We start from the raw sequence: 25,422 nt of genomic DNA, 5'->3' as shown, positions 1-25,422 counted from the left end.
GATCTATGCCATGGTTTTTCGTGGCGATGTCACAGCCGGCGGCCTGCATCCCTCTGTGGTGGCGTTCAAGATTTCCGACTCACAGGAGATGTTCGATGCGTACTTTGATCCGCGACGTCAGCGTGTTCGACGGCGAGCGCACCATCGCGACGGCCGACGTGGTGCTGGACGGCGATCGGATCGCCGTGGTCGGCACCGGTGCGGGCCACCGGGCCGACGTCGAGGTCGCCGGGGCCGGCAGGACGCTCCTTCCCGGGTTGATCGACGCGCACACCCACGTCTTCGACGGCAGCCTGGCCGAGGCCCTGCGCTACGGGGTCACCACCGAACTCGACATGTTCTGCCTCCCGCAGATGCTGCCGCGGCAGCGGCGGCTGGCCGCCGAGAACGACGACGTGGCCGACTTTCGCAGCGCGGGCACCCTGGCCACCGCGCCCGGCGGGCACCCGACCCAGCTGCTGGCGGCCCTGGCCGGCACCGTCCTGGACGGCATCGACGCGACGGCGATCGACTTCGTCTCCGATCCGGCGCAGGCACCGGCCTTCGTGGCGGCCAGGCTGGCCGAGGGAGCCGACTACCTCAAGATCGTCATCGATGACGGTACGGTGCACGGCGCCGACCTCCCCGTGATGACGCCGGAGATCGCCGCCGCCCTCGCCGCGGCGGCACACGACGCCGGACTGCGGGTCATCGCTCATGCGATCACCGCATCCGAAGCGACGATCGCGCTGGACGCCGGCGTGGACGGACTGGCCCACGTGTGGACCGACCTCGCGCAGGACGACCCGGCCTCGCAGCGGCTGGCCGAGCGGGTCCGCGCCCAAGGGGTCTTCGTCGTGACCACGCTCGCCTACTTCGAGGCGATCACCGCTCAACACCTCGAGACCGCCGACTGCGCCCGTCCCGGCAGCTCCGCCAACGCCGTCGGCGCGCTGCGGGCCCTGCGCCAAGCCGGCGTGCCCCTGCTCGCCGGGACCGACGCCACCCCGTTCGCGCCCGCCCACGGCGCCGGCATGCACCGCGAGCTGCACCTTCTCACCGAGGCCGGGCTCAGCGCCGAAGAGGCGCTCGCCGCCGCGACCAGCCTCCCCGCGTGCCACTTCGGCCTGACCGACCGCGGCCGGATCGCCCCCGGCCTCCGCGCCGACCTGGTGCTGGTCGAAGGCGACCCCACGCGAGACATCACCGCCATCGCCGCCATCACCGACGTCTGGCGCCGCGGAGTGCGCCAGACCCGCTAGTCCCTTCGAACTCCTCGGATCGGAACACCATGTTCAAAGACCGCTTCATCCTGCTCGACGCCGGCCAGGCACGGCCGGGCCGCATCCCGATCCCGCCCGCGTTCTCGGTCAAGGCCAGGACCACTGACACCGAAGGCCGGTTCTCCCTGCTGGAAGTGGTCGTGGCACAGGAGATCCCTCGCCACACCCACCACATCGCCGATGAGAGCATCTACGTGCTGGAAGGAGAGCTCATCGTCGACTTCGACGACCGAACGCACACCGTCACCCGGGGACAGTTCGTCCTGCTTCCCCATGGCGTCCCCCACGCCCTGCGTCCCGGTGCAGGCCGACCGCCTCGAGTGCTCCAGATCTCCTCCCCAGGCGGCTGGGAATGCTTCGTCGAGGACATGATCGAAGCCAGGAGCCAGATCAGCACCGGCGGAAGGCTCGACCCGGTCCAGCTCAACCTCATCGCCGGCAAGTACGACATCACCTACGAAGAAGAACGCCGTTCGGTCTGACGCGCGGCACCTCGCCCGGGGCGCCGACGCGCTCCTGGCGCCCCGCTGCCCCTGGCGAGGAGTTAGCGCGACATTTTCGGTCGAATAGCCGGTCAGCCCCCCTGAAGTCGGCCCTCCGCTCGGGTCCGTGCGGCCAGGCGTAAAGTAGCTGTGAGTGACCGAGAGGTCCCGGGCAGGGCGACATAAAGCACTTATCGGGCATGGCGACCTGAGAAAACACGCCGTACGGCGTTGTCACGACCGCGAGCGTCGGAGTCACCCCCGATCGTCCCGGCTGCCCCCCGGCTCCCGGAACGAACCTCCGATCACCTGCTGCGATCCGGGACGACTCCCTACTTTGGAGCTCATCGCACGGACCCGAGCGGAGGGCCTGCAACCCCAGCGTGGCGGCCGGTGCGTCTACTCCGGATCACTACTGGCCGCACACGATCACCCGCACCCGACGATCAGCGAAAGATCCCTCAACGATCCTCGGACACCCCCGGTTGAGCTGGGTGAACTCAATCGCGTGTACCTGGTGACGCGAGTCTTACCGACAGCCCGTCTACGGGTCCACGCCACCTGCGGTCAGGGGGAGCCGTCGTTGAGGGCTGCCCGGAGGATGCTATAAGGCGATCAGGCGTCGCCGCCGCGTTACGGTCGGCTGGGGAGAGGCCGAGATCGCGTAGCCTTTCCGCCTTGTCAACCCATCCGGTGAGGATGATGGTGCAGATGTTCGCGCTCGGTGAGGTGAGGGGCCGCCGAGAGCTTTCAGCATGAAGAAGCGGGCAGGGGGAGAGGTCCCATGGCGTTCCAGACTTCGCGTCCGGGACGGTTGAACCCGGCGCATGGATAGTTATTAATCTACATTGTAAAGACGCTCGCCCAGCCCGGGACCGAGGTGAACGCTCTTACCGGGAGGTCTGTTCCAGTGAGCAGTCCCCGCATTTCTCGCCGGCCGGGACGCGGTAGTACAGGCAGCAGCTCCGCCGCCGGAATGCCAGATCCGGCCCGGTGAACTCGCCGGTGCCGCGTAAACCTCCGGTGTCGAGCAGCCGGTCGACGAGCCGGGTGAGGGGTTTACGCAGGTCGGGTCTGGCTCGCAGGATGGCGCGCGCCGCCTCGGCCAGGGCGGAACCCGCGTTGCCGCGCAGCAGACCGGAGGCGACCTTGACGCGCAACCCGGCGGCCAGCGCGGCCAGATGCTCGTCCATGACCAGGCGGTAGACGACCTGGACGAGGTCCTCGCCTTCAGGCGCGTACCAGCCGCGGGCCGCGGGCAGCCGCAGTGCGGGCCCGTCCACCTGCTGCTGGAGATCCCCGAGGTCGGGTACGACGCCATGCGCGACGACACAGCCCAGCACGACGGACCACAGCCGGGCGGCGTGGCCGAGCTGGACGACGGAGGCGGCGACGCGGTGCTCGGGCGTGCCGTACCGGGCCACCCGGCCCGCCACCAGGTGCGGGAACCCTTCCGCGTAGGCGTCCACGACGGGTCGCCACACACCGTCGGCCTCGCCGGCGGCGATGGCGAAGAACGGTCCCAGAGCGGCGATGTCGGCCAACGCCGCAGCGACGGCTTCGGGCGGAGCCGGCCGCGGGCGGATCATCGGGCACCGCCCGGCAGCACGCTGATCTGGGGGAGGCCGGTACGGGGGTGAGGGTTCACCTCGGCGTCCACGCGATAGACCTCGGCCAGCAAAGACGCGGTGAGCACCTCGGCGGGCGGGCCCGCGGCGACCAGGCGGCCGGCGGCCATGACGCAGATCCGGTCGCAGAACGCCGCCGCCAGGTTGAGGTCGTGCAGCGCGACGACGGCGGTCACGCCGAGCCGCCGCACCAGCCGCAGCGCGTCGAGCTGATGGCGCAGGTCGAGGTGGTTGGTCGGCTCGTCCAGCACCATCGTCCCGGCTCGCTGGGCCAGCGCGCGGGCGATGAGGACGCGCTGTTTCTCGCCGCCGGACAGCCGGTCGAAGGGGGCCTGGGTGAGATCGGCGACGTCCAGTTCCTCCAGGGCGCTCATGACGATGCTCCGGTCGTCGGCATCGTCGCCCTGGAACGCCCGCTTGTAGGGGGTGCGGCCCATGGCGACCACGTCGTACACGGTCAGCTCGAACTCGCCGGGCGCCTCCTGCAGGACGGCGGCCAGCCGCCGGGCCAGCCGCCTGCCGGTCATCCGCCAGACGTCCTCTCCGTCCAGCGTCACCTGCCCCGACGTGGGGCGCAGCGCCCGGTAGAGGGTACGGAGCAGGGTCGACTTGCCGGCGCCGTTGGGTCCGACGAGCGCGACCATCTCACCCGGCGCGACCTCCAGCGACACCTCCCGCACCAGGGCCCGGCCGCCGACGACGACGCCGACGCCTTCGACGTGCAGAGCCGCGGGTCTGTCCATCGGGATCACCGGGCCGCCCTCCGCCGCATGAGCCACAGGAAGAAGGGCCCTCCGGTGAGGGCGGTCAGGATGCCGATCGGAATCTCCTCGGGGGCGATCACACTGCGGGCGGCGAGGTCGGCGGCGATCAGGAAGGCGGCGCCCAGCAGGGCGGCGGCGGGCAGCGCACGCCGATGGTCGGCGCCGACCAGCAGGCGCACCACGTGCGGCAGCATCAGCCCCACGAACCCGATCGAGCCACTGACCGCGACGATCGTGCCGATCATCAGGGCGACCAGCGCGAACAGTGCGCCACGGAAGCGGTGCACGTTCAGCCCCAGGGTGGCGGCTGCCTCCTCTCCGGCCAGCAGCAGGTTGAGCGGGCGGCTGAGGCCCAGTAGTACGCCGGTGCCGAGCAGGACCGCCGCGGCGGGGGTCCAGACGAGGTCCCAGGTGGTGCCGGCCAGGCCGCCCAGCATCCAGCGTAGCGCCGCGTCGGCCTTGTGCGGGTCGTTGGACGTGACGATGAGGTAGCTGGCCACCGCCGAGAGGACCTCGGCGGTGGCGACCCCGGACAGCACCAGCCGTACGGTCGTCATCCGCCCGCCGGTGCGGGCCAGGAAGTAGACCAGCACGAGCGCCGCGAAGGCGCCGGCGAAGGCGGCCAGCGGCAGCGAGAACACGCCGAGCAGCGAGATGTTGAACACCATGACGACGACCGCGCCGACCGTCGCGCCGGAGGACACCCCGAGCAGCATCGGGTCGGCCAGCGGGTTGCGCACCAGTGCCTGCAGGGCCATCCCGCACACCGACAGTCCCGCGCCCACCACGCCGCACAGCAGGATGCGAGGGACGCGGACGTCCATCACGATCGTCTCCCGGACCGGTGCCCAGGTGGGCTCGGCCAGAGGCGCATACAACCGGTGCAGCAGGATGGCCCACACCTCGCCGAACGGCAGGCGTACCGAGCCGACCGCGATCCCGGCTGTGGCGGCCGCCACCACGGCGACGGCGAGCACCGCCAGGACCAGCGCGTACGGCACGCGCCCGCGGACGCCGGCGGTCGTGGCGGCCGGCGTCCCGGGCGGGGCGGTCCGGGTCACGCGAAGCGGTCCGGGTGGATCTGACGGGCCAGGGCCTCCACGCCCGCGGGAACCCGCACGCCCAGCACCGTGGACGACAGCGGCAGCACCGCGAACCGCTGGTTCTTGATCGCGGGCACGTCCTTGAGGGCCGGGTTGGCGAGCAGGAACTTCTTCTTGCCCTCCACGGGCTTGTCCCCGTAGTCGTAGATGACGATGACCTCGGGTGCTCGGTCGGCGACCTGCTCGAAGGAGACGTCTCCGAAGGACTTGGGAAGGTCGGCGAACAGGTTCGTCCCACCGGCCAGTTTGATCATCTCGTTGCCGATGCCGGCGCCGCCCGCGGTGAATGCGGTCTTGTCTCCGCTGTCGTAGACGAACACCCGGGCCGGTTCGGCTCCGTCGATCTTGGCCTTGACGCCGTCCAGTACGGCGCGCGCCGTGGTGATCTGCTGCTCGGCGCGGTCGGACACGCCGAAGATCTTGCCGATCGTCCGGATCTCGTCCTCGACCTGGGTCATGGTCACCGGACCGGTCGGGCATGCTTCGATGTTGACGTGGGAGTTGATCCCGGCCTTGGCCAGGACGGCCCGGCTGCGTCCTTCCTTGTCGTCGAAGGCGCTGGTGAATCCGCCGTAGACGAAGTCGGGCTCGGCCGACAGCAGCGCCTCGTAGGAGGGGTACTCCTCGGCGAGCACCTTGATCCCCCGATAGGCGCTCTCGTAGGCGGGAGGGATCTCGTCGTCGAGAAAAGCGGTCCCGGCCATCGACTTCTCCAGCCCGAGAGCGAGCATGATCTCGGTGACGTGCTGGTTGAGTGTCACCGCCCGCTGCGGCGGTTTCTGGAAGGTGGTGGTCACGCCGCAGTTGGTCACGGTGAGGGGAAACCCGGTGGCGGCCGGGCTCGTGACGGCCGTGGGGCCGGCGGTGGGCTGCCCGGTGGTTCCACAGCCGGCCACCAGCAAGGCGGGTATGAGAAGTGAGAGGAAGGGAAGCGAGCGTCGGCCCGTCATGAACAGGTCCTTTCACTCACGGGCTGAGCCCGATGAGCGGGATGGGCGAGGAGCCGGATCTTCAAAAGAAGCTCGTGTCGCGGGCATCCCGAAGGCCCTCATGCCAGATGCGCGGCATGGCGATCACCGTTCCTCTCTTGGGGAAATCCGCCCCAATTTCTCTGAGGAGGCGACCGCGTGAGTCTCCTGGCTCTCGGGTCAACACTCGTCCCGGCCTTCCCACCCGCACGCGGGCAGTGGCTGATTCGGGATTCGCTCGCCGATCACAGTGGCGGGACCGCGCCGGATTCACACCGGCTTCCTCGTTCCGCGCTCGCCAACGCCGACCATGCTCGCACACCATCCATCAACGGCAAAAAGCGGATACGGCACCGTCGAGACCGGTCCAGATTCTGAAGGCGCTGGGGTTCGGCTCGCCCAACACCACACACGCCGATGATGACCGCGCCGGCGCTGATCAAGCGGTACAGGGCCGAGACGCCCCACCGCACCAATGGTGTGGTTGATGCGCGTGCGTGTCACGCATGGCCTGACACGCACGCGCCTGTCAACCCAGCTTTTTCAGCCTGACAGCCTGCTTGAGGAAGACGACGCCGTCGATCATGTCGAGCTGGGCCGGGTCCAGCGGGAAATAGGCGAAATCGTGGGAGATGCGCTGGGCGGGCTCCGTGGTGGCCTCGGCCAGGCGGCGGGCGTCGATGAGAGAGTGGTCCCACGGGAGCGTGGACAGGATGCCCTCGACGGTGTCGGGGGGCGGGGTGTCGTCGCCGACCGTGCCGAGGGCTGAGGCCAGGAAGGCGTACCGGTCGCCCAGGTGCGCTCCGGTGATCGCCCCCGCGCTCCACCACTCCAGCGGCTGGTCGCCGAGCAGCATGAAGCTCTTGTTCCGCTGCAGGTGGAGGTTGCTGGAGAAGACCAGGGCCGGGCCGCGCTCGGCGACGGCACGCAGGTTGGCGGCCATCATCGCGTCCCGCAGGCCCGACAGCTTGGCTATCCGGGCCGGGGACGTGTCGGCCATCCAGTGGTGGTAGCGGAGCAGGCCGACGGCGGTGCGCCCGTACAGCTCCGCCCGCTCCCTGTCCTCCGCGCTCAGCCGCGGCACCTGAGTGTCGAGCAGTGCCACCAGGTCGTCGGCGAGCAGCCGCAGCCGCTGGGCGTCGGCGGACTGGCCGATCGACCGGGACGGGTCCATGACCGTGGCCTCGTCCGTCCACCGGCCGTCCGGGCCGAGCAGCGCGTCGAGGGTTTCCATGGTGCAGGGGAGCGGGCCGTCGAGGAGGGCGTAGAGGGCGGTGAGCGCCTGGCGCGGGCTCTCGGCCCAATACTCCAGCGGACCGTCGAAGCCGAAGAACCGGAGCTTTTCGTCATGCTCCTCGTTGTACGCGCGCATCCAGCGTACGAGGTCGCGGTTGGCCGGGGACGTGCCGAAGTCGTGGCTGAAGCCGCGTTCCATGACGTCGTCGAGCGTGCCCGTACCCGTCGTGACGTAGTCGTCGACCACGAGGCCCATGAGACAGTCGCTCTCGATGGCGAACGACCGGTAGCCCTCGTGCTCGACCAGATGCCGGAAGATCTCGTTGCGCAGGTCGCCCAGTTCCTCCACGAAGTGCCTGGCCTCGCCCAGGCCGAGCAGCAGGGGCTTGGCGGGAAGCGACCGGAGGAAGGCCGAGATGCCCGTGCCATCGAACGGCCGGGCCATGTCCTTGATATCCATGCCTTCAACGGTATCGTTGAACATTCGGTGTAAACTTTGCCGTGGAAATCCCCGCTTTTATCACGACTAACCTTCAATCGGTGATGCACCCATGAGGCCAGTGGACCTGGCGCGCGAGCACGGCCTGTCCACCCAGGCGATCAGGAACTACGAGGACGCCGGCATCCTGCCCGCCGCCGAACGCACCGTCCACGGCTATCGCACCTATACGCCGCTGCACGCGCAAGCCCTGCGCGCGTTCCTCGCCCTCGTGCCCGGGCACGGTCACCAGGCGGCCACGTCGATCATGCAGGCGGTCAACCGGGCCGCCACCGAAGACGCGCTGCGGCTCATCGACGAGAGCCACAGCCGGCTCCTCGACGACCGCCGCACCCTTCAGGCCGTCGAAGCCGCGCTCCGCGATCTGGCGCCCGTGCCGCAGGAGCGCGGCGACACGTTCATCGGCCCCCTGGCCATGAGGCTCGGCATCCGCACTGCCACCCTGCGCAAATGGGAGAACGCCGGGCTGGTCCGGCCGCGCCGCGATCCGCAGACGGGCTACCGGGTCTACAGCGCGGCCGACGTACGGGACGTCCGGCTGGCCCACCAGCTCAGGCGGGGCGGCTACCTGCTGGAGCAGATCGCCCCGCTGATCGCCCAGGTCCGCTCCGCCGGAGGCGTCGCCCCGCTGGAGTCGACCCTGCGCGACTGGCAGGCCCGCCTGTCCGCCCGGGGCCGCGCCATGCTCCAGGGCGCCGCCGACCTGGACGCCTACCTCCGCGCCCGCGAACCCTGAGGCCGAGTCACGCCCACCACAGGAAACGGCATGGCCACGGAAGGAAACCATGTTGCCGGGGGCACCGGACAGGCGGCCGCGCGGGTACACGGCCACGGTGCGGTTCGGATGGCCGGAGTGATGCCGACGGCGTCGGTGTCGCGGGTGACCGTCGCCCGGGAAGGCCGGGTCTGCTCACGTGGACGCCGTCGAGCTGCGCGTAGTTGCGGTCGGGAGCCGTTCAGTGACCGGCGGCCGTGGCGCGTTCCTGAGCCAGGCGTTCCTCGCCCGACAGCGTGTTGAGCGGCTTCTCCTTGATGAACAGGACAGCCACCAGCGCGAGCGCGGTGAGTGGCACCCCGATGAGGAACAGGTCGGCGGTGGCGGTCGCGTACACGTCCTGGATGACGCGGACGACGGGAGCGGGCAGTTTGGAGATGTCGGGTACGGCGTGGCTGTCGCCGCCCCCGCCGGCGGCCATCGGGCCGAGCTTCTCCGTCATGAGAGTGGTGATCCGGTTGGCCAGCACCGCGCCCAGCGCACTGACGCCGACCGCGCCGCCCATGCTGCGGAAGAAGGTCAGCATCGAGGTGGTGGCGCCCAGGTCGTGGGCGGGCACGTCGTTCTGGGCGGCGAGGACCAGGTTCTGCATGAGCATGCCCACGCCGATGCCGAGCACCGCCATGTAGACGCCGAGCAGCACCGTGCCGGTCTGGCCGTCGATGGTGCTGAGCAGGCCCATCCCGCCGAGCATGACGACACCACCGGCCACCAGGAAGCCCTTCCAGCGGCCCCACTTGGTGATGAGCTGCCCCGCCACGGTGGAGGAGATCAGCAGGCCGAACACCATCGGCAGGCTCATCAGTCCGGCGACCGTCGGCGACTTGCCGAGCGCCACCTGGAAGTACTGCGACAGGAAGACCGTGCCGCCGAACATGGCCACGCCGACCAGCACGCTGGCCACGGTGGCCAGGGCGACGGTGCGGTTCCTGAAGATGGACAGAGGGATGATCGGCTCGGCGGCCCGCGACTCCACCCAGACGGCCACCGCAAGGATGAGCACGCCGCCACCGACGAGCGCGGCGGTCTGCCAGGAGCCCCACGCGAACTGGTTGCCCGCCAGCGACGACCAGATCAGCAGGGTGGACACGCCCACCGTGATGAGCAGGGCGCCCAGGTAGTCGACCTTGACCTCCTTGCGGACCACCGGCAGGTCGAGGGTGCGCTGCAGCAGGATGATGGCCAGGATCGTGAACGGCACGCCGATGAGGAAACACCAGCGCCAGCCGAGCCAGGAGGTGTCCACGAGCACGCCGCCGATGAGCGGGCCCGCCACGGTGCCGACGCCGAACACGGCGCCGAAGATGCCGGCGTAACGGCCGAGCTCACGCGGTGGGATCATGGCGGCCATCACGACCATGGCCAGCGCGGTCATGCCACCGGCGCCGACACCCTGGACGACGCGGCTGACGATGAGGATCTCCACGTTCGGGGTGAGGCCCGCGATCAGCGAGCCCGCCACGAACAGTCCCAGCGAGAGCTGGATCAGCAGCTTCTTGTTGTACAGGTCGGCCATCTTGCCCCAGAGCGGCACGGTGGCCGTCATGGCCAGCAGTTCCGCGGTGACGATCCAGGTGTAGACGGTCTGCGTGCCCTGCAGGTCGGTGATGATGCGTGGCAGGGCGTTGGCCACGACGGTCGAGGCCAGGATGGACACGAACATGCCCACCATCAGCCCCGACAGCGCCTGCAGGACCTTCCTCCTGGACGTGGGCGCCGCAGCCTCGGGCTGCGTGCTGGCGGTTGTCATCTTTCCTCAATTTCTCGGGTGGGGGTCGGCGCTCCCCAGGACTCCTGCGGGCGCCGGATCAACGAAAATGTTCACGGGGACGGTCGAAAAGAGACGGTGATCGGAGCGGTCACGGATTGGGCAGGCCCGCGGCGAGCTGGGCGAAGGCCTCGTCGACCAGGTCGGCCAGCTCCGGGCGGCCGTCCGCGGCGCTCCAGCGGATCATCGCCACCCGGAAGGCCGCCATGGCCACCGCGGTCGCAAGCTCGGGATAGCCGCTCGTGCCCAGCTCGATACCGGCCCGGCGGGCGACGGCGGCTGTCACGGCGTGTTCGGTCTCGCTGCCGCTGGTGACCAGCCGTGGGAGCAGCGATGGGTTCTGCTCGAACACCTTCAGCCGCAGTAGCCATTGCTCGCGCTGCTCCTGGACGCGCTCAGCCTCGACCCGCGACATCAGCCGCAGCGCCTCCAGGACCGGCACGTCCGCGGGCAGCGCCTCCAGCCTCTCGCGCAGTTCGACTGTGGAGGCCGGACTCGGGCCGATGAGCGCGTCCTCTTTGGACGGGAAGTAGTTGAAGAACGTGCGTGAGGAGACGTCCACGGCCTCGGCGATGTCCTCCACCGTGACCCCCGCCAGGCCGCGCTCGGCCACCAGCGTCAGGGCGGCATGCTCCAGCGCCGCACGGGTCTCGAGCTTCTTGCGGTCCCTCCGGCCGAGCTCGTCAGTGCTGTCCATGGTGGTCACAATGACGAGGATAGAGAAGAATTTTCAGGCTCTGCAATATTTCAGTGCCTGAAGTGCGGTAGATCACATACGGGGGCAACCCGGTCGGCCAGGGGGAATCCCCGATGGGGGCACCGGCGGATCCGGGGCGGGCCGTGGAGTCAGACGGCGCCAGCGATGCAGATGCGTGCGTTCAGCCGATGCCCGGCCTCGTAGAACATGTAATCGACGCCATCCTGCTTGCCGAACGACGGCGCCGCCACCCGGCCGTTGTCCGAGGCGATGGGGGAGTGGAACACACCGAGGTGCACCTCTCGGTCGAAAGCGTTGCCGACCTCGGTGATCCGCATCCGGCCGTTGTTGCCGTGGTAGGCCACGTAGGTGGTGCCGTTGCGCTTGACGAGGGTGGGGCCGGAGATGTCAGCCTGCCCGGCGAGCTGGAGGAGGCCGCCCGCGTCGACGGGCTGGGCCGCTTCGGCACCTTCGCCAGAGTGGCACTCCCGCTGGCCCGCCCCGCGCTCGGCGCGGTCGTGGTGGATCGTTCCCAGTGCGCTGCCGATCGGTCCGGCCGGGCTGTGCGCGCAGCGGGCGAGGCTGGACGTCCGGCGACGAGCAGAGCCGCGGGTGCACCCGCGTCGTCACGGAGCCCTGCGACCACGCGTTCCCAAAAAGATCGCTTCTGGTCAGTTTGCGGCAATCTTGCGGTCTATCACGTACTAGATCCTTCTTTCGACCTATTAGCGAATAAGGATCTTCAATGTCCCGTTTCCTGACCTTGACCATCGGGCTGCTGGCCGCCGTGGCCCTGCCCGCCATCCCGGCCCACGCCGGTACCCCTGACGGCACGCTCTCGCTCCGGACGGCGAGCGTGAAGGCGGGTGACCCCATAGAGCTGTCCTACTCCACGCCGCGCCCCGACTCCAAGAACTGGATCGGCCTCTACGCCGACCCGGGCAACGGGCCCGTTGACCAGAAGTACGTCGGTCCCTCGCTGAAGTGGGTGTACATCCCCTCCGGCTCGGGTACGGCCACCCTGCCCACCGACGGGCTCGAACCGGGCGACTACGTCACCTACGCCCTGGCCAAGGACGGCTACGAGTGGCTGGCGGCACCCGCGAAGGTGAAGATCGCGAGCAGCGAGCCGCTCCACTTCGTGACCCGCGCATTCACCCTGCGCAACGCCCGCGCCAAGTCCCCGTACACGGCCACCGTCAAGGGCACGGTCCGCGGCGAGGCGAGCTTCCGGAAGGCGGACGGCCCGGCCTGGGTGCGGGTCGGCCAGGACGGCACGGTGACCGGCACGCCGCCGGCGTCGACGTCGGCGAAGACGGCCACCTTCACGGTGGAGGCGCGCAACCAGGCGGGCGAGAGCGCCACCGCCACGGTCGGCGTCCGCGTACGGCCGCCGGGCGGGCCGCTGGTGCCCGAGCTCAGGACCATGTCCTGGAACCTGTGGCACGGCGGCAGCCAGGTCAAGGGCGGCAGGGAGAAGCAGCTGAAGTTCCTGCTCGACCGCGACGTCGACGTGGTCGGCATGCAGGAGACGTCGTCCACGTCCGCCAAGGAACTGGCCGAGGCGCTCGGCTGGGACCACTACCAGGCGGGCGCGGACCTGGGCATCGTCAGCCGGTACCCGATCGTCTCGCGCGGGCCGCTGCCCTCCGAGTCGGGCCTGGCGGGGATCAACGCGAAGATCAGGCTGGACGACCGGCACGAGGTGGCCGTCTGGAACGTGCACCTCGGCTACACCCCTTACGGCCCCTACGATGCGTGCTTCGGAAAGTGGGGCGTCGAGCGGCTGATGGCCAGGGAGGCCGAGTCGAAGCGCACGCGCCAGATCCAGGAGATCATGTCGGCCATGTCCGGCGACCTCGCGGACGCGAGCCGTACACCCGTCCTGCTGACCGGTGACTTCAACGCCCCCTCGCACCTCGACTGGACTGCGGAGACCAGGAAGTGCGGTTACGACTCCGTGTCCTGGCCCACCTCGGTCGCTCCCGAGCAGTCCGGGATGAAGGACTCCTACCGCGTGGCCCACCCCGATCCGGTCGCCGACCCCGGCATCACCTGGTCGCCGATCTACACCACGTTCACCGGCGGGTACGATCACGACGGCCACAAGGGGGAGCCCGAGCCGCAGGATCGCATCGACTTCGTCCACTACAAGGGCGATCTCAAGGTGAAGTCGTCCGACGCGGTCGTCGAGGGCACCCCGGCACCGATTCCGAACCACAAAGACAACGCCTGGACCTCCGACCACGCCGCCGTGCTGACCACGTTCGCCGTCCGTTGACCGGACTCCGCGTTCACGGCCCCGGCGCCGGACCGTGGCGGTCACCGTGCCGGTCGCGGTGGCACCGGCCCGCCGCGTTCCACCAGGGCGACCGCCTATCCCGGGAGGTGGGTGTCCTCCCCGGCCGCGGCCGGCCTCAGGCCCGGCCGAGAACCTCCGCCGTCTCGGCGGGGGCGGGTTCGGCGACCGGTGGCCGTCTGCGGAGGGCCACCAAGGCGAGTACGGCCAGGGCCAGGGTGGCGACTGCGCCGATCCCGGCGACGAGGTTGAGGCCTGCGGTGAACGCCTCCCGGGCGAGGGCGAGTACGGCTCCCGCCTGGGCCGGCGGAAGATGGGCGACGGCGGTGACCGCGGCCTCGATCGAGTCGCGGGCGGCGGAGGTCGCCTCCGGCGGGAGGTCGGCGGGAAGCGCGGCGGGCACGGCCTGACGGTAGACGGCGGCTCCGACGCTGCCCAGGACGGCCACGCCCAGGGCCAGGCCGAGTTCGGTGCTCGTTTCGGACATGGCCGCGGCGGATCCGGCCTTCTCGGGCGGGGCGGAGCCGACAACGAGGTCGGTGCCCAGCGTCATGATCGGGCCCTGGCCGACGTAGACGACGACGATACCGGCGATCAGGAGGGGGAGCCCGGCCGCCTGGTCGAGCAGGGCCAGCAGGAGGAAACCGGCCGCCGATACCGCCAGGGACCCGGCGACCACGACCCGCTCGGGCAGCCGCCGTACCAGGATGGGGGCGACCAGGGAGGTGAGGATCATAGCGACCGACGAGGGCACCAGCCACAGGCCCGCCGCCAGCGGGGACAGGCCCTCGACTCCCTGGAGGAACCGCGTGACGAACAGGTACGTGCCGGCGGTGGCGGCCAGGCCCAGGAGCAGGACGAGCAGGGCGCCGGTGAGGGCGCGATTCCGGAAGAGCGCCACGTCGAGCACCGGGTCGGCGAGTCCGCGCTGCCGCTGCCAGAACACCGCTCCGGCGGCCAGACCGGCCAGAACGATCCCGCCGCTCAGGACCGGGTCGCCCCCGTGGGACAGCAGCTTGACGCCGTACACGATCGTCAGCATCGCGATCAGGGAAAGCGCGACGCTGACCAGGTCGGGCCGCCCGGCGGCGGTGTCACGGTGTTCCGGGAGCAGCAGCGGCCCGCCCACCAGCAGCAGCGCCATCACCGGCACGGCGATCAGGAACGCCGCCCCCCACCCGAACGATTCCAGCAGCGCCCCGCCGACCACCGGCCCCAGGGCGACTCCGCCGGACATGCTCGCCGCCCAGATGCCGATGGCGGTTCCCCGCTGCCGCGCGTCCCGGAACATGTTGCTGATCAGCGCCAGCGTGGAGGGCATCAGCGTCGCCCCCGCAATCCCGAGCAGCGCCCGGGCGGCGATCAGCGCCTCCGCGCTGGGGGCGTACGCGGCGGCCACCGAGGCCATGCCGAACGCCCCGGCTCCCCACATCAGCAGCCTGCGTCGCCCGATCCGGTCGCCCAGCGCCCCCATCGTCACGAGGAATCCGGCGATCATGAACCCGTAGACGTCGGTGATCCACAACATCTGCTCGCCGCTGGGTCGTAGATCGGCCGCCAAACGCGGCACTGCGAGGTAGAGCACTGTGACGTCCATGGCCAACAGCAATGTGGGCAGAGCCAGCATCGCGAGCCCGGCCCACTGCCGCGCACCAGCGACATCCGGTCGCCGACCTGCGACTTCTCGTTTGGATGGCAATGTCATGCGGCCAAGCTAAACTGTCACATTGATGTGACAGTCAAGCCGTACGCCGGAGGAAACATGCGCATCGGGGAGCTCGAACGCCGCACCGGGGTCAACCGGCGCCTCCTGCGCTACTACGAGGAACAGGACCTCCTCCACCCCGAGCGCAAACCCAGCGGCTACCGCGAGTACGCCGAATCGGACGTCGCGACCGTCCGCCACATCCGCAGCCTGCTCGCCGCCGGCCTGTCCACGATCACCATCGCCGACCTGCTGCCCTGCATGGGCAAGGATGGCGACGCTCTCATCGCCGACTGCCCAGAACTCCTGCTCGACCTCCACCGCGAACGCACCCGCATTCAGGCCGCCATCCACGAACTGGAGAGCGCCCGCACCATCCTGGACGCGGTCATCGCCACCGCACCCCCCGAGGCCGAGCAGGCCGCCCGCGCCATGCTCACCCCGGCGTCCTGACGGATCCGGTACGGCAGGCGCACGGGCTGCCGGTGCCGGCCGTCACCGGCCGCGGGGCCGCGCTGCACAGCGGGTGCTCTTCCCCGGCGGGGCCCGGCCTACGCCGCGAGGGCAGCGGGTGCTTGCTGAACCGGTCCGGCAGTACGATCGAGCGCATCACATCGCAGGGCCGCGGCTCCACCGTACAAACGTTGTTGTCTCCGACAACCTCGATCCCAGAAAAGGGCACCTGCCTTGTACATGCGAGAAACCGGCAATGCCGCTGGTCCTGTCCTGCTGCTCATCCACGGGGGCGGCGTCGCCGGCTGGATGTGGGATGCGCAGATCGACCACTTCGGACCGCGCTATCGCGTCCTTGTGCCTGATCTTCCCGGTCACGGCCACAGCCATGACACGGCCTTCACGACGAGCGCGGCGGTTGTCGCCGAGCTCGCCGCTTACCTCGGGCAGCTCCCCGCCGGCACGGACGTCACTGTGGCAGGTTTTTCGCTCGGTGCGCAGCTTGCGCTCGAACTGGCCGCTTCCCATCCCGAGGTGGTCACACGCGTGGTCATCACCAGCGCGCTGACTCGGGGCATACCGTTGCCGAGCCTGAGCCACTGGCTCGTCAGGCTCACCGCACCGCTCGCCCGGCAGACATGGTTCGCCAAGCTCCAAGCGAAGTCGCTGTACATCCCGGACGATCTCCTCGACGACTACATCCGCACCTCGAAGACCCTGCCCAAGGAGAGCCTGATCGCGCTGACCCGGGCCAATGCGGAGTTCCGCACGCCATCGGCCTGGCGGCGGTTCCCCGGAGCCGTCCTGCTCCTGGCCGGAGCGAAGGAACCACGAGCACTCCGAGAGGGGATGCGGCAGCTCGGCCATGACCACTCGAAGAGCGAGCTGATCGTTCACGAGCACGCAGGCCACGGACTGCCGCTGCAATACCCCGAGTGGTTCAACGCGCGCGTCGAAGGCTGGATTCGCGCCAACCTCGCATGAACCGCCGAGATCATCCGGAGTTCACGATGGGGTCGGTGCGCCACGGCGTCCGCTGGGGGAGAGGACTCCGCGTTTATCCAGTTCGCGGCGGAACTGCGGCGGTCTCAGGAGAAAGTAGCGAGCTACCGGGAGTCGAGCCGTAGGGGATCACCCGTCCACGACCTCGATCCGACGCTGCGAGCGGGCGGCAGATGCCGGCGCCGGTGGTCAGCCCGGCGCGGTGGTGGTCCCCCGGAGCTGTTTCATGGGCGAGGGCTCATGAAACAGCCTTCCGGCGTCCGGCCGTCCGGGGCGTTCTCGCCCCGATGCCGCTTCACAAGTCGATTCAAACGACTGATGCTTTGAAACGCTCCCATGAAACGATCAGGGAATCAGCGACAGCGACCTCCTTCGTGTGGAAGCATCCGACCGCCCTATGTCTCCTCCTGCGCCGCCCCAGCCGGTAACCGCTTCCGGTGCAGCTCACATGTCGCCGCCCTTACCGGCCGCTTCGCCGGTGCCGGCGTCGGTTTCCGTAGCCTGCTCCTGCTCTCCGCTGTTCCCCTCATACTCAGCGGGGACGGCGAGCGTGCCATAGAGCGCCGGCCGGCGCTCGGACAAGTAGTCGAAGGCGGCCCGGGCACTGTCAACGGCGTCGGTGTCGATCGTGGCGCACACGAGGTCGGGCCCGGTGCCGGCGGCCGCGAGCTCGGTGCCGTCCGGACCGATGATGCGGCTGCGGCCGACGTACGCGGTCCTACCTTCGGCACCGCACCGGTTGACGTAGGCGAGGTGGACTTTGTTCTCCCAGGCCCGGGTCCACATCACGTGCTCGTTGATGGCGCCGTAGGGATGCATGTTGGCGGTCGGCACGAGCACCACGTGCGCGCCCGCAAGCGCCGCGACCCGCACGGACTCCGGGAACTCCGAATCGAAGCAGATCATGACAGCACACCGCACGCCGTGGTGGTCGAAGACAGCCGCTGGTGCCTCTCCCGCGTGGAACCGGCGGTCGATCTCGCCGAACAGATGGGCCTTGGCGTAGCTGGCCAGCACCCTGCCGCCGTCGTCGACGACGACTGCCATGTTGCCGACGCCCCCGCCCGGCAGGACGGCGGGCAGACCCGCGACGACCGCGATGCCGCGGGCGGCCGCGATGGCGGCGACCCGCCCGGTCAGTGGCAGGGCGGCGAGCTCGGCGACGTCCCCGACGTCGTACCCGGTCACGAACATCTCCGGGGTGACGAGCAGCTCCGCGCCCGCGGCCGCCGCGGCGGCCGCGGCCGAGTCCAGCTCGGCCAGGTTGGCTTCGACGTCACGGCCGTGGCCCGCGCTCTGCAGGCACGCGATCCGCAGGGTGCTCATGACGGGCGCACCGCGGCGAGCTCGGCGCGCAGCTGTTCCGGGGTGGCAATCGGGCGCTCCAGCTGGTCGGCGATCGCCACTGCGGCCGCGACGAGCTCGGCCGAGTCGGCGGCCTGGCGGCGGCGCCGGATGCGCAGGTTGTCCTCGATCCCCACCCGGACGTCCATCCCGGACGCGGCGGCGACCGCGGCGAGCCGCAGCTCCGCCGGGTAGCCGACGCCGGCGACACTGACGGCGGCCAGGTCGGGCCCGAGAATGCGGCCGGCCGCCTCGCGCAGCGCGAACAGGTCGTGCGGGCTGTTGCCGGCGCCGCCGAGCACGCCGAGGACGAACTGGATGCGGATCGGTCCGGTGAGCGTGCCCTCGTCGAGCAGGAACCGGGCCATCGACAGGTGGCTCAGGTCGTATATCTCCAGCTCCGGGGTCACCCCGAGCTCGCGGAACGTCGTGGCGAACCGGCGCATCGTGGCGAGCGTGTTGGTGAAGACCACCGACCCGGACTGCTCCAGCACCTGCCGCTCCCAGTCGTGGCGCACCTGCGGCCACCGGGAACGGGTCGGGAAGCCCTCGAAGTTCATCGTGCCGAGGTTGAGCGTCGCGATGTCCGGTGCCACGGCCACGACGCCCTCCAGGCGCTGGTCGGGTGTCATGTCGACGGACCCGCCGGTGGTGATGTTGATGACGACGTCGCACTGCTCGCGCACGCCGGTGACGATCTCCTTGAACATCGAGGCCGAGCCCGTCGGGCGGCCGTCGAGCTCCCGTGCGTGCAGGTGCACGACGGTGGCGCCGGCCCGCGCGGCCGCCACGGCCGCCTCGGTGATCGCTTCTGGCCCGCACGGGACGGCGGGGCTCTGGCTGGGCAGGACGTCGCCTCCGGTGACGGCGGCGGTGAGGACGATGGGGTCGTATGGTGCGCGCATCGGGCGCTCCTTCCGGATCGGGTGTGGTTCAGGTGGGCAGGTAGGTGTGGTCGGCGGTCCAGCCGTCGGCGATCGCGCCGTCGGCGGCCATCGTTTCGATCTCGGTGGGTGTGAAGCCGAGCTCGGCGAGCACCTGGCGGGTGTGCGCGCCGTAGCGCGGGGCGTCGGACGGCATCCGCACCGCCGCGTGCCGGGGCCGGACGGCCTGTGGGGCGATGAGGTCCGTCTCCCGGCCGCTGGGGTGCAGGTCATGGCGGACGAACACCGCCGAGCCGCGCAGCGGGACGGGCCCGGCGCTCTCCCGTACCAGCCCGCGGGAGCGCAGGGCGGCGATGTGCTCGATCCGTTGCACCGCGACCCCGTGCGGGCCGAGCAGCTCGGCCCACGCCTCGACCGGGCGTTCCCGGAACCGCGCGGCGAGCAGGTCCTGCGGCGCGGCCGTGTCGAGACCGAGCACGGTCGCCACCACCTCGGCCGGGCCCGCGAGGAAGAACCAGCCGTCCGCGGCCGGATAGCACCGGTATCCCGCGTGCTCGCCGAGCACGTCCGGCCCGGCCGGTTCCGGCACGTCGTCGCGGCCCGCGCCGTCGAAGAGGAACGGGATCTGCAGCAGCTGCCCGGCGGCGGCGAGGGAGGTGCGCATCACCGGGGCGTGTTCGCCGCGTCCGGCCAGCGCGGCGACGACGGCGAAGGCGCCGCAGAACCCGGCGAGGGCGTCGATCGTCCCGAGGTGCGCGTGCTCCTCCGGGGTGTCCGGGCCGCCGCCGAACCGGGTCATGATCCCGGTGCACGCCTGCACGTTGTCGTCGTAGCCCGCCGCGTGGCTGCGCGGCCCGTGACCCGGCCCGCCATAGGCGTCCACCCGCACGAGCACGATCCCCGGCCGGATGTCCCGCAGCCGCTGCGGGTCCAGGCCGAGCTCGCCGAGCTGGCGCTCGCTGCCGTTGAACGTGACGACGTCGACGGTGGGCAGCAGCCGGTCGAGCACCTCACGACCGGCCGGAGTGCGCAGGTCGGCCAGCACGCTGCGCTTGCCGCGCTGGGCGTGCATGCCGATGACCACGGCGTGGTACGGGTCGAAGCCCGGCGTCGGTGGATCGATCTTGACGACCTCGGCGCCGAACCGTGCGAGGGTCGCGGCGATCATCGGCCCGGCGATGACGTTGGTGACGTCGAGGATGCGGATGCCGGCCAGCGGGAGCCCGCCTGGCGCGGCCGGTGGGTCGGGCGGCGGTGCCGGCGGCCCCGCCGGCAGGTCGGCGAGGATCGCGGCCCGGTCGGCGTCGAGCGCGGGGGCGGGCCGGCGGCCGGGCGGGGTGCCTTCGGTCCAGACGACGGGCCCGGGAACGGTCAGTTCGCCGTGGACCGGATCGTCGACGGTGGCGACGAGCCCCGCCGCGCGCGGATGCTCCGAACGCAGCCACTCCAGACTGCTGCGGTGGGCGGCCCCCGGGATGCCCGCCGCGTCGAAGCGCCGTTCCCACTCCAGCGCCGGGTGCCGCCGGAAGGCGGCCGCGATCAGCTCCGACAGCCGCGCCGCCCAGCGGGCGGAGAGCGGGTAGGCCAGCAGCGTGCAGTCCGCGCCGTCGGGCCGGCGGTCGGTGGACAGGTAGGGGTCGACCACCGGGATGCCCTCCGCGCGGACGGTGTCCCAGATGCCGAGCAGCTGCAGCGACCGGATCGCGTGGGTGCGGTGAGCCGGGCAGCAGTGGTAGAACAGCCTGCCGTCCTGGCAGCGGTAGCTGCGGTAGAACGGATCGAGGAGCTCCTGCAGCTGCGCGTAGGTGAGGTCCATCGGCTCCCCGGCGGCACGGCGGCGGGCGATCTCGTGCTCGCGCAGCGAGAGGTAGCGCGGGGGGAGGTCGGAGACGGCCAGCGAGTTGAACGCCAGCCCTTCCAGCACGGCCTCGGCGAGCGGCACCTCGAACGCGTCGCCGCGGCCGGTGCGCCGCCTGGCGACCAGCCCGACGCCGACCGCGAGCGCGCCGAGCGCGGCGGCGTAGGCCGAGGCCAGCGGCAGCGGCGTGTAGGACGGGTTGACGCCCATGAGGATCCGGTTCAGTCCCATGTCCGTGAAGCCGCCGGTGGCCGCCAGCACGATCCCCTCCCAGGCCGGTAGGTCGCGGCGCGGGTCGGCCGCGGCGAAGCCGGGCAGCGACAGGTGGATCACCCGGGGGTTGAGCGCGAGCGTGTCCTCCGGTCCGAGCCCGAACCGGGCCATGACACCGGGCCGGAAGTTCTCGACCACCACGTCGGCGCCGGCCACCAGCCGGCGGGCGGTCGTGACGTCGGCGGGCTCGGTCAGGTCCAGCACGATGCTCTTCTTGCCCGCGTTGAGCGCGGCGGCCGCGGGGGAGGCCCACCGCGGACCGCCGGGCGGGTCGATGCGGATCACTTCGGCGCCCAGGTCGGCGAGGAGCAGGGCCACGGCCGGGCCGGCGACGTACTGGCCGAAGTCGAGGACGCGGATGCCGTGCAGCGGCGAGCTCATCCGCGGCTCCTTGCGGTGAGGTCGGCGGCGATCAGCACGCCGATTGCAGGGGCGAGTGTCATACCCGGCTGCCCGTGCCCGACGGAGGCGCCCCCGCCCGGCTCCGGATCGAGCATGGCGACCCGCACGCCCGCGCGGGCGCGGTGACAGGCGACGGAGGCATCGACCACGCCGGCGCCGATGACGGCCACGTCGGAGTCCGGCGCGCTCACGTCCCGACCTCCGGCCAGTGCGGCCGCTGCTCGACCGCCGCCCCGACACGGAACGGCGTGGTGTCGTCGAACGGCCGCCCGACGATCTGCACCCCGGTGGGCACCCCGTTGTCGGCGACGCCGGACGGCACGGCCAGCACGGGGCAGCGGTTCATGATGTTGAACGGGAGCGCGAGCAGCGACTCCAGGTAGTGCCCGAGCCGTTCGCCGTCGACCTCCGGGCCGTGGTCGAGGTAGTCCTCGCCCGCCACCAGTCCACGGGTGGCCGCGGTCGGGCAGACGAGCGCGTCAAACCGCTCGAGCAGCTCGCCGACGGGCCGGTAAAGGTCGGACTCGATCGCGAATCCGTCGAGCACGCCGGCGCCGGCGGCGCCCTCGGCCGCCCACCGCGCGAACGCCTGCGCATACGGGGTGAGAGGGGCGCCGGGCTTGCGCCCGTCGGCCGCGACGGCGGCGCCGAATCCGTGGTGGAAGTGGATGGCCGCCGCGCGCAGCACCTGCGCCCGCGGCACCGGGAGCGCGACCTCCTCGACGCGGGCCCCGGCCGCTCGCAGCCGCTCGCCGAACTCCCGGGTGTTGCGGCGGACCTCCGGGTCGACCGCCCAGTCACCGAGGTCCTCGGACAAGGCGATCCGCATCCCGCGCAGGTCGCGGCCAAGCTCGGCGGGATCCGGCAGGACGTGACGGGGCCGCAGCGAGCCGACGTCCCCCGGGTGGGGCCCGGCCACGACGTTCTGCATCAGTGCGACGTCGGCGACGGTGCGGGCCAGCACACCGGAGTGCACGTAGGTGTCGAGGTGATAGGGCGGGTCCACCGGTACCCGGCCGTGCGGCGGCTTGAACCCGACCACACCGCTGAACGAGGCGGGCACCCGGATCGAGCCCGCGGTGTCCGATCCCGTCGCCAGCACCGTCGACCCGGCGGCGAGCGCCGCGCCCGAGCCGCCCGACGAGCCGCCGGGGGAGAACTCCGGGTTCCACGGGTTGCGGGTGACGCCCCAGAGCGCCGAGTGCGTGAACGCGGCGGAAGCGAACTCCGACGCCGTGCTCCGGGCGTGCACGATCACGCCGGCGTCGAGGAGGCGCCGGACGAAGAGCGAGGTGTGCCCGGCGACGACGTCGCGATACCGTAGCGACCCCTGGGTCCAGGGGTGCCCCGTAACCGGTTCGTCCTCCTTGACGACGGTGGGCAGCCCCTCCAGCGGCCGCGGCGGCCCGTCCTGGCCTGCGTAGCGGCGTTCGGCCCGCTTGGCCTGCCGCAGCGCCTCATCGAAGAAGCGGTGGCACAGCGCGTTGACGACCGGCTCGGTCCGTTCGGCGCGGGCGATCACCGCCTCGGTCAGCTCGACCGGCGACAGCTGCCGGGAGCGGAAGGCGCGCAGCGCGTCCGCCGCCGATATGTGGTGCAGTTCGTCCATCGGGTACTCCGATCTCGTTGTGGTCGGCATGGCCCGGGTCACCAGGCGACTTCCTGCCCGGCCCGCAGCGCCTCGGCGCGTTCGACGACGTGCCACGCGGCGGCGGCGTCCTGCACGCCGAGGCCGACGCTCAGGTAGGTCACCAGGTCGTCCGGGTGCCGGCGCGCGGTCGCGCGTCCGGTCAGCACCTCGCCGAGCGCCAGCAGCTCCATCGGCCGCTCGGCGGCGACCACCGGCCCTGCGTGGGCGCGGGCGGTCGGCACGTGGTCGACGACGACTGCGGCGCTCGCCGCCAGCAGGTCCGTGCCGATCTCGCGGCGGTGCTTCTCGAAGGAGCCGATGCTCACCACCGTGACGCCTGGGCGCAGCAGCGCGGGCGGAAGGATCGGCTCGGTGGCGAGCGTCGCGCAGACCACGACGTCGGCCTCGGCCACCGCGCCGGCCACGTCGGCGGCGGCGCGGACGGGATACCCGCCGGCCGCCAGCTCGCGGGCGGCCTGCTCGCGCTCCGCGGCGACCGGGGACCACATGGCCACGTCCCTCAGTGAGAGCACCCGGGAGATCGCGCGGACGTGGGCGCGCCCCTGGGTGCCCGCACCGAGCACCGCGAGCCGGGTCGCGCCGGGCCGAGCCAGCTCCGCGACCGCCACCGCGCTCGCCGCCGACGTCCGCAGTGTGGTGACGGCGCCGCCGTCCAGCACCGCGACGGGCGCACCGGTCTCGGGGTGCAGCACCACCAGCACGGCGTGGATCGAGGGCAGGCCCAGCGCGGGATTACCGGGGTTGACGCTGCCGAACTTCGACACCGGGCCGGTCGCCGCGTCCAGGCGGGCGGCGTAGCAGAAGACGGTGGAGCGCGCGCCGTCAGGACCGCCGCCGATCTTGTCCGGCTGCCAGGCGTCGCCGGTGGCCAGCGCCGTGAACGCGGCCCGCTGGGTCGCGATCGCCGCGTCCGGGTCGAGCAGGGCGTACACGTCGGTCGCGGTGAGCAGTCTCATCGCCGCCCCACCCGGCCCGCGGCCGGCGGCACTGGCCGGAGCCGCGCCTCGGCGGCGGCGCGCACCCCGTCAGGGAAGGGACGGGACCTGCCGCTCGGGATGTCGACGTGGACGCCGAGCACCTCCGCCGTGGCCCGCAGCCGGCCGCCGGCGGTCATCTCGTGCCACAGCAGCAGCCGCTTCGCGTCCACTCCGATCACCATCGTGCGCACCTCGAGCCGCTCGCCCGGCAGCACCTGGTCGAGGTAGCGCAGGTGGGCCTCCACGGTGAACAGCGAGCACCCTGTCTCGGTGCGGTAGGCCGGCGCCATCCCCACGTGCGCCATCGCGTGCTCGGTGGCCTCTCCGAACACCAGCACGTAGTACGCCTCGCTGAGGTGCCCGTTGGCGTCGATCCACTCGTCCCGGACGGACCGGTGCAGCGGCGTAACGGCGGGCGAGTCGCTCAGGGCACCGGTCATGCCTGCACCTCCCGCAGCGCCCGCAGGACCGCGATCAGCCGCCGGTCCCGCTCGGCGATCAGGTCCGCGGTGGACCGGCCGCCGGTGACCTGAGCAGCCCCCGTCACCAGCGCCTCCCGCAGGTCGCCGGTCAGAGCCGGGCTCGCCAGCCGGGTCCACGGGTACTCCAGCGCCGGGCCGAAGTGGTCGAGCGCGTGCGCCATGCCACCCTCGCCGCCGGCCAGGTGGAAGGTGGTGGACGGGCCGTGGAACGGCCAGCGCAGCCCGGGGCCTGCGGTCACGGCGGTCTCGATCTGGGCGACGGTGGCCTCGCCGGCGGCGAGCATGTGCAGCGCCTCTCGCCACAGCGCCTCCTGCAGGCGGTTGGCGATGAACCCGGGTACCTCGCGGTCCATCACGATCACGGTCTTGCCGGCCAGTGTGTAGAACTCCTCGGCCCAGGCGACCGCGGCCGGGTGCGTGCGTTCCCCTCCGACGACCTCGACCAGCGGCACCAGGTAGGGCGGGTTGAACGGGTGGCCGACGACGAGGCGTTCGGGGTGCGCGGCGGCAGCCTGCATGTCGGTCATCCGGTATCCGGACGTCGACGAGCCGATCACGATGCCGACGGGCGCCGCGGCGTCGATGCGGGCGAGCAGATCGGACTTCAGCGCGAGGTCCTCCGGCGCGCTCTCCTGCACGAAATCGGCGTCGGCGACGGCCTCTTCGAGCGTGCCGACGACCGTGAGACGGTCGCGCGCGGCGCCGTCGGCGAGCCCGAGCGCCTCCAGCGCGGGCCATGCGGCGTCGACGAGCCGGCGTAGCCGGTCCTCGGCGTCGGGAGCGGGGTCCCACGCGGTGACCCGGTGGCCGCGGGCCAGGAAGTGTGCCACCCAGCCGCCGCCGATGACGCCGGCTCCCACACAGGCGATCCGGTCGACGGCGCCGGGTGCGATGGACGGTTGCCACATGC

At 71.3% G+C, this 25,422-nt stretch carries 23 protein-coding genes and 1 riboswitch; of the genes, 6 read left to right on the top strand and 17 right to left on the bottom strand.

The window, feature by feature from the left end; all coding sequences use genetic code 11:
- Nucleotides 1-95: 95 nt before the first annotated feature.
- Nucleotides 96-1,241: an amidohydrolase family protein gene (locus tag SROS_RS24470; protein ID WP_012891590.1), complete on the top strand. Its 1,146-nt coding sequence runs from the start codon at nt 96-98 to the stop codon at nt 1,239-1,241.
- A 29-nt stretch (nt 1,242-1,270) separates the two neighbouring features.
- Nucleotides 1,271-1,744, top strand: a complete 474-nt coding sequence (locus SROS_RS24465) for a cupin domain-containing protein (protein ID WP_012891589.1) — start codon at nt 1,271-1,273, stop codon at nt 1,742-1,744.
- A gap of 890 nt (nt 1,745-2,634) precedes the next feature.
- Here SROS_RS24465 and SROS_RS24460 read toward each other — a convergent pair.
- From SROS_RS24460 to SROS_RS24440, 5 genes are all read right to left on the bottom strand, one after another.
- Nucleotides 2,635-3,333, bottom strand: coding sequence for a (2Fe-2S)-binding protein (locus SROS_RS24460; protein WP_012891588.1), 699 nt, complete (start codon nt 3,331-3,333; stop codon nt 2,635-2,637).
- Nucleotides 3,330-4,115: a heme ABC transporter ATP-binding protein gene (locus SROS_RS24455; protein ID WP_043656577.1), complete on the bottom strand. Its 786-nt coding sequence runs from the start codon at nt 4,113-4,115 to the stop codon at nt 3,330-3,332. Before SROS_RS24455 ends, SROS_RS24460 begins: the two co-directional genes overlap by 4 nt.
- 5 nt (nt 4,116-4,120) lie before the next feature.
- Nucleotides 4,121-5,197, bottom strand: a complete 1,077-nt coding sequence (locus SROS_RS24450; RefSeq protein ID WP_012891586.1) for a FecCD family ABC transporter permease — start codon at nt 5,195-5,197, stop codon at nt 4,121-4,123.
- Nucleotides 5,194-6,189 carry an ABC transporter substrate-binding protein gene (locus SROS_RS48745; RefSeq protein ID WP_012891585.1) on the bottom strand — a complete coding sequence of 332 codons (996 nt, stop codon included), beginning with the start codon at nt 6,187-6,189 and terminating at the stop codon, nt 5,194-5,196. The genes SROS_RS24450 and SROS_RS48745 overlap by 4 nt, the downstream gene beginning before the upstream one ends.
- Nucleotides 6,190-6,348: 159 nt before the next feature.
- Nucleotides 6,349-6,546, bottom strand: a riboswitch (cobalamin riboswitch).
- 190 nt (nt 6,547-6,736) lie between these two features.
- On the bottom strand, nt 6,737-7,903 hold the full coding sequence (locus SROS_RS24440) for an erythromycin esterase family protein (RefSeq protein ID WP_043652823.1): 1,167 nt from the start codon (nt 7,901-7,903) through the stop codon (nt 6,737-6,739).
- A gap of 91 nt (nt 7,904-7,994) precedes the next feature.
- Here SROS_RS24440 and SROS_RS24435 point away from each other — a divergent pair, with 91 nt between their 5' ends.
- Nucleotides 7,995-8,678: a TioE family transcriptional regulator gene (locus tag SROS_RS24435; RefSeq protein WP_012891583.1), complete on the top strand. Its 684-nt coding sequence runs from the start codon at nt 7,995-7,997 to the stop codon at nt 8,676-8,678.
- A gap of 220 nt (nt 8,679-8,898) precedes the next feature.
- Here the strand turns inward: SROS_RS24435 and SROS_RS24430 are convergent, their stop codons facing one another.
- From SROS_RS24430 to SROS_RS51160, 3 genes are all read right to left on the bottom strand, one after another.
- Nucleotides 8,899-10,467: an MDR family MFS transporter gene (locus SROS_RS24430; RefSeq protein ID WP_012891582.1), complete on the bottom strand. Its 1,569-nt coding sequence runs from the start codon at nt 10,465-10,467 to the stop codon at nt 8,899-8,901.
- Between the two features lie 109 nt (nt 10,468-10,576).
- Nucleotides 10,577-11,182, bottom strand: coding sequence for an acyl-CoA-like ligand-binding transcription factor (locus tag SROS_RS24425; protein WP_012891581.1), 606 nt, complete (start codon nt 11,180-11,182; stop codon nt 10,577-10,579).
- A 149-nt stretch (nt 11,183-11,331) separates the two neighbouring features.
- Nucleotides 11,332-11,520 carry a hypothetical protein gene (locus tag SROS_RS51160; RefSeq protein WP_169369206.1) on the bottom strand — a complete coding sequence of 63 codons (189 nt, stop codon included), beginning with the start codon at nt 11,518-11,520 and terminating at the stop codon, nt 11,332-11,334.
- Between the two features lie 407 nt (nt 11,521-11,927).
- On the opposite strand from SROS_RS51160, the gene SROS_RS24415 reads away from it, so the two are divergent.
- The gene (locus SROS_RS24415; protein ID WP_012891579.1) at nt 11,928-13,463 is read left to right on the top strand and encodes an endonuclease/exonuclease/phosphatase family protein; all 1,536 of its coding nucleotides are present in this window, start codon (nt 11,928-11,930) and stop codon (nt 13,461-13,463) included.
- Between the two features lie 136 nt (nt 13,464-13,599).
- On the opposite strand, the gene SROS_RS24410 is transcribed toward SROS_RS24415, so the two are convergent.
- On the bottom strand, nt 13,600-15,078 hold the full coding sequence (locus SROS_RS24410; protein ID WP_245564245.1) for an MFS transporter: 1,479 nt from the start codon (nt 15,076-15,078) through the stop codon (nt 13,600-13,602).
- Nucleotides 15,079-15,243: 165 nt separating this feature from the next.
- Between SROS_RS24410 and SROS_RS24405 the strand changes: the two genes are divergently transcribed.
- Both SROS_RS24405 and SROS_RS24400 read left to right on the top strand, forming a co-directional pair.
- The gene (locus tag SROS_RS24405; protein ID WP_012891577.1) at nt 15,244-15,639 is read left to right on the top strand and encodes a MerR family transcriptional regulator; all 396 of its coding nucleotides are present in this window, start codon (nt 15,244-15,246) and stop codon (nt 15,637-15,639) included.
- A gap of 240 nt (nt 15,640-15,879) precedes the next feature.
- Nucleotides 15,880-16,623: an alpha/beta fold hydrolase gene (locus SROS_RS24400; RefSeq protein WP_012891576.1), complete on the top strand. Its 744-nt coding sequence runs from the start codon at nt 15,880-15,882 to the stop codon at nt 16,621-16,623.
- Between the two features lie 462 nt (nt 16,624-17,085).
- Here SROS_RS24400 and SROS_RS24395 read toward each other — a convergent pair whose 3' ends face one another.
- From SROS_RS24395 to SROS_RS24360, 8 genes are read right to left on the bottom strand one after another with little or no spacing between them, the layout of a single operon-like run.
- Nucleotides 17,086-17,967: a nitrilase-related carbon-nitrogen hydrolase gene (locus SROS_RS24395; RefSeq protein WP_012891575.1), complete on the bottom strand. Its 882-nt coding sequence runs from the start codon at nt 17,965-17,967 to the stop codon at nt 17,086-17,088.
- A complete protein-coding gene (locus SROS_RS24390) occupies nt 17,964-18,890 on the bottom strand; it encodes a beta-keto acid cleavage family enzyme (RefSeq protein ID WP_012891574.1) in 927 nt (308 codons plus the stop codon). Before SROS_RS24390 ends, SROS_RS24395 begins: the two co-directional genes overlap by 4 nt.
- A gap of 28 nt (nt 18,891-18,918) precedes the next feature.
- On the bottom strand, nt 18,919-21,381 hold the full coding sequence (locus SROS_RS24385; protein WP_012891573.1) for a CoA transferase: 2,463 nt from the start codon (nt 21,379-21,381) through the stop codon (nt 18,919-18,921).
- Complete coding sequence (locus tag SROS_RS24380) at nt 21,378-21,593, bottom strand: FAD-binding oxidoreductase (protein WP_043652817.1); 216 nt, start codon at nt 21,591-21,593, stop codon at nt 21,378-21,380. The genes SROS_RS24385 and SROS_RS24380 overlap by 4 nt, the downstream gene beginning before the upstream one ends.
- On the bottom strand, nt 21,590-23,011 hold the full coding sequence (locus SROS_RS24375) for an amidase (RefSeq protein WP_012891572.1): 1,422 nt from the start codon (nt 23,009-23,011) through the stop codon (nt 21,590-21,592). Before SROS_RS24375 ends, SROS_RS24380 begins: the two co-directional genes overlap by 4 nt.
- A gap of 38 nt (nt 23,012-23,049) precedes the next feature.
- A complete protein-coding gene (locus SROS_RS24370; protein WP_012891571.1) occupies nt 23,050-24,009 on the bottom strand; it encodes an ornithine cyclodeaminase family protein in 960 nt (319 codons plus the stop codon).
- Nucleotides 24,006-24,470 carry a thioesterase family protein gene (locus SROS_RS24365; protein WP_012891570.1) on the bottom strand — a complete coding sequence of 155 codons (465 nt, stop codon included), beginning with the start codon at nt 24,468-24,470 and terminating at the stop codon, nt 24,006-24,008. The genes SROS_RS24370 and SROS_RS24365 overlap by 4 nt, the downstream gene beginning before the upstream one ends.
- Nucleotides 24,467-25,420, bottom strand: a complete 954-nt coding sequence (locus SROS_RS24360) for a 3-hydroxyacyl-CoA dehydrogenase NAD-binding domain-containing protein (RefSeq protein WP_012891569.1) — start codon at nt 25,418-25,420, stop codon at nt 24,467-24,469. Before SROS_RS24360 ends, SROS_RS24365 begins: the two co-directional genes overlap by 4 nt.
- Between the last annotated feature and the right edge of the window lie 2 nt (nt 25,421-25,422).

Source organism: Streptosporangium roseum DSM 43021 (assembly GCF_000024865.1).
Classification (GTDB): Bacteria; Actinomycetota; Actinomycetes; order Streptosporangiales; family Streptosporangiaceae; genus Streptosporangium; species Streptosporangium roseum.
The sequence above is the reverse complement of the archived record's forward strand: the minus strand, read 5'-3'. Positions and strand labels throughout refer to the sequence as shown.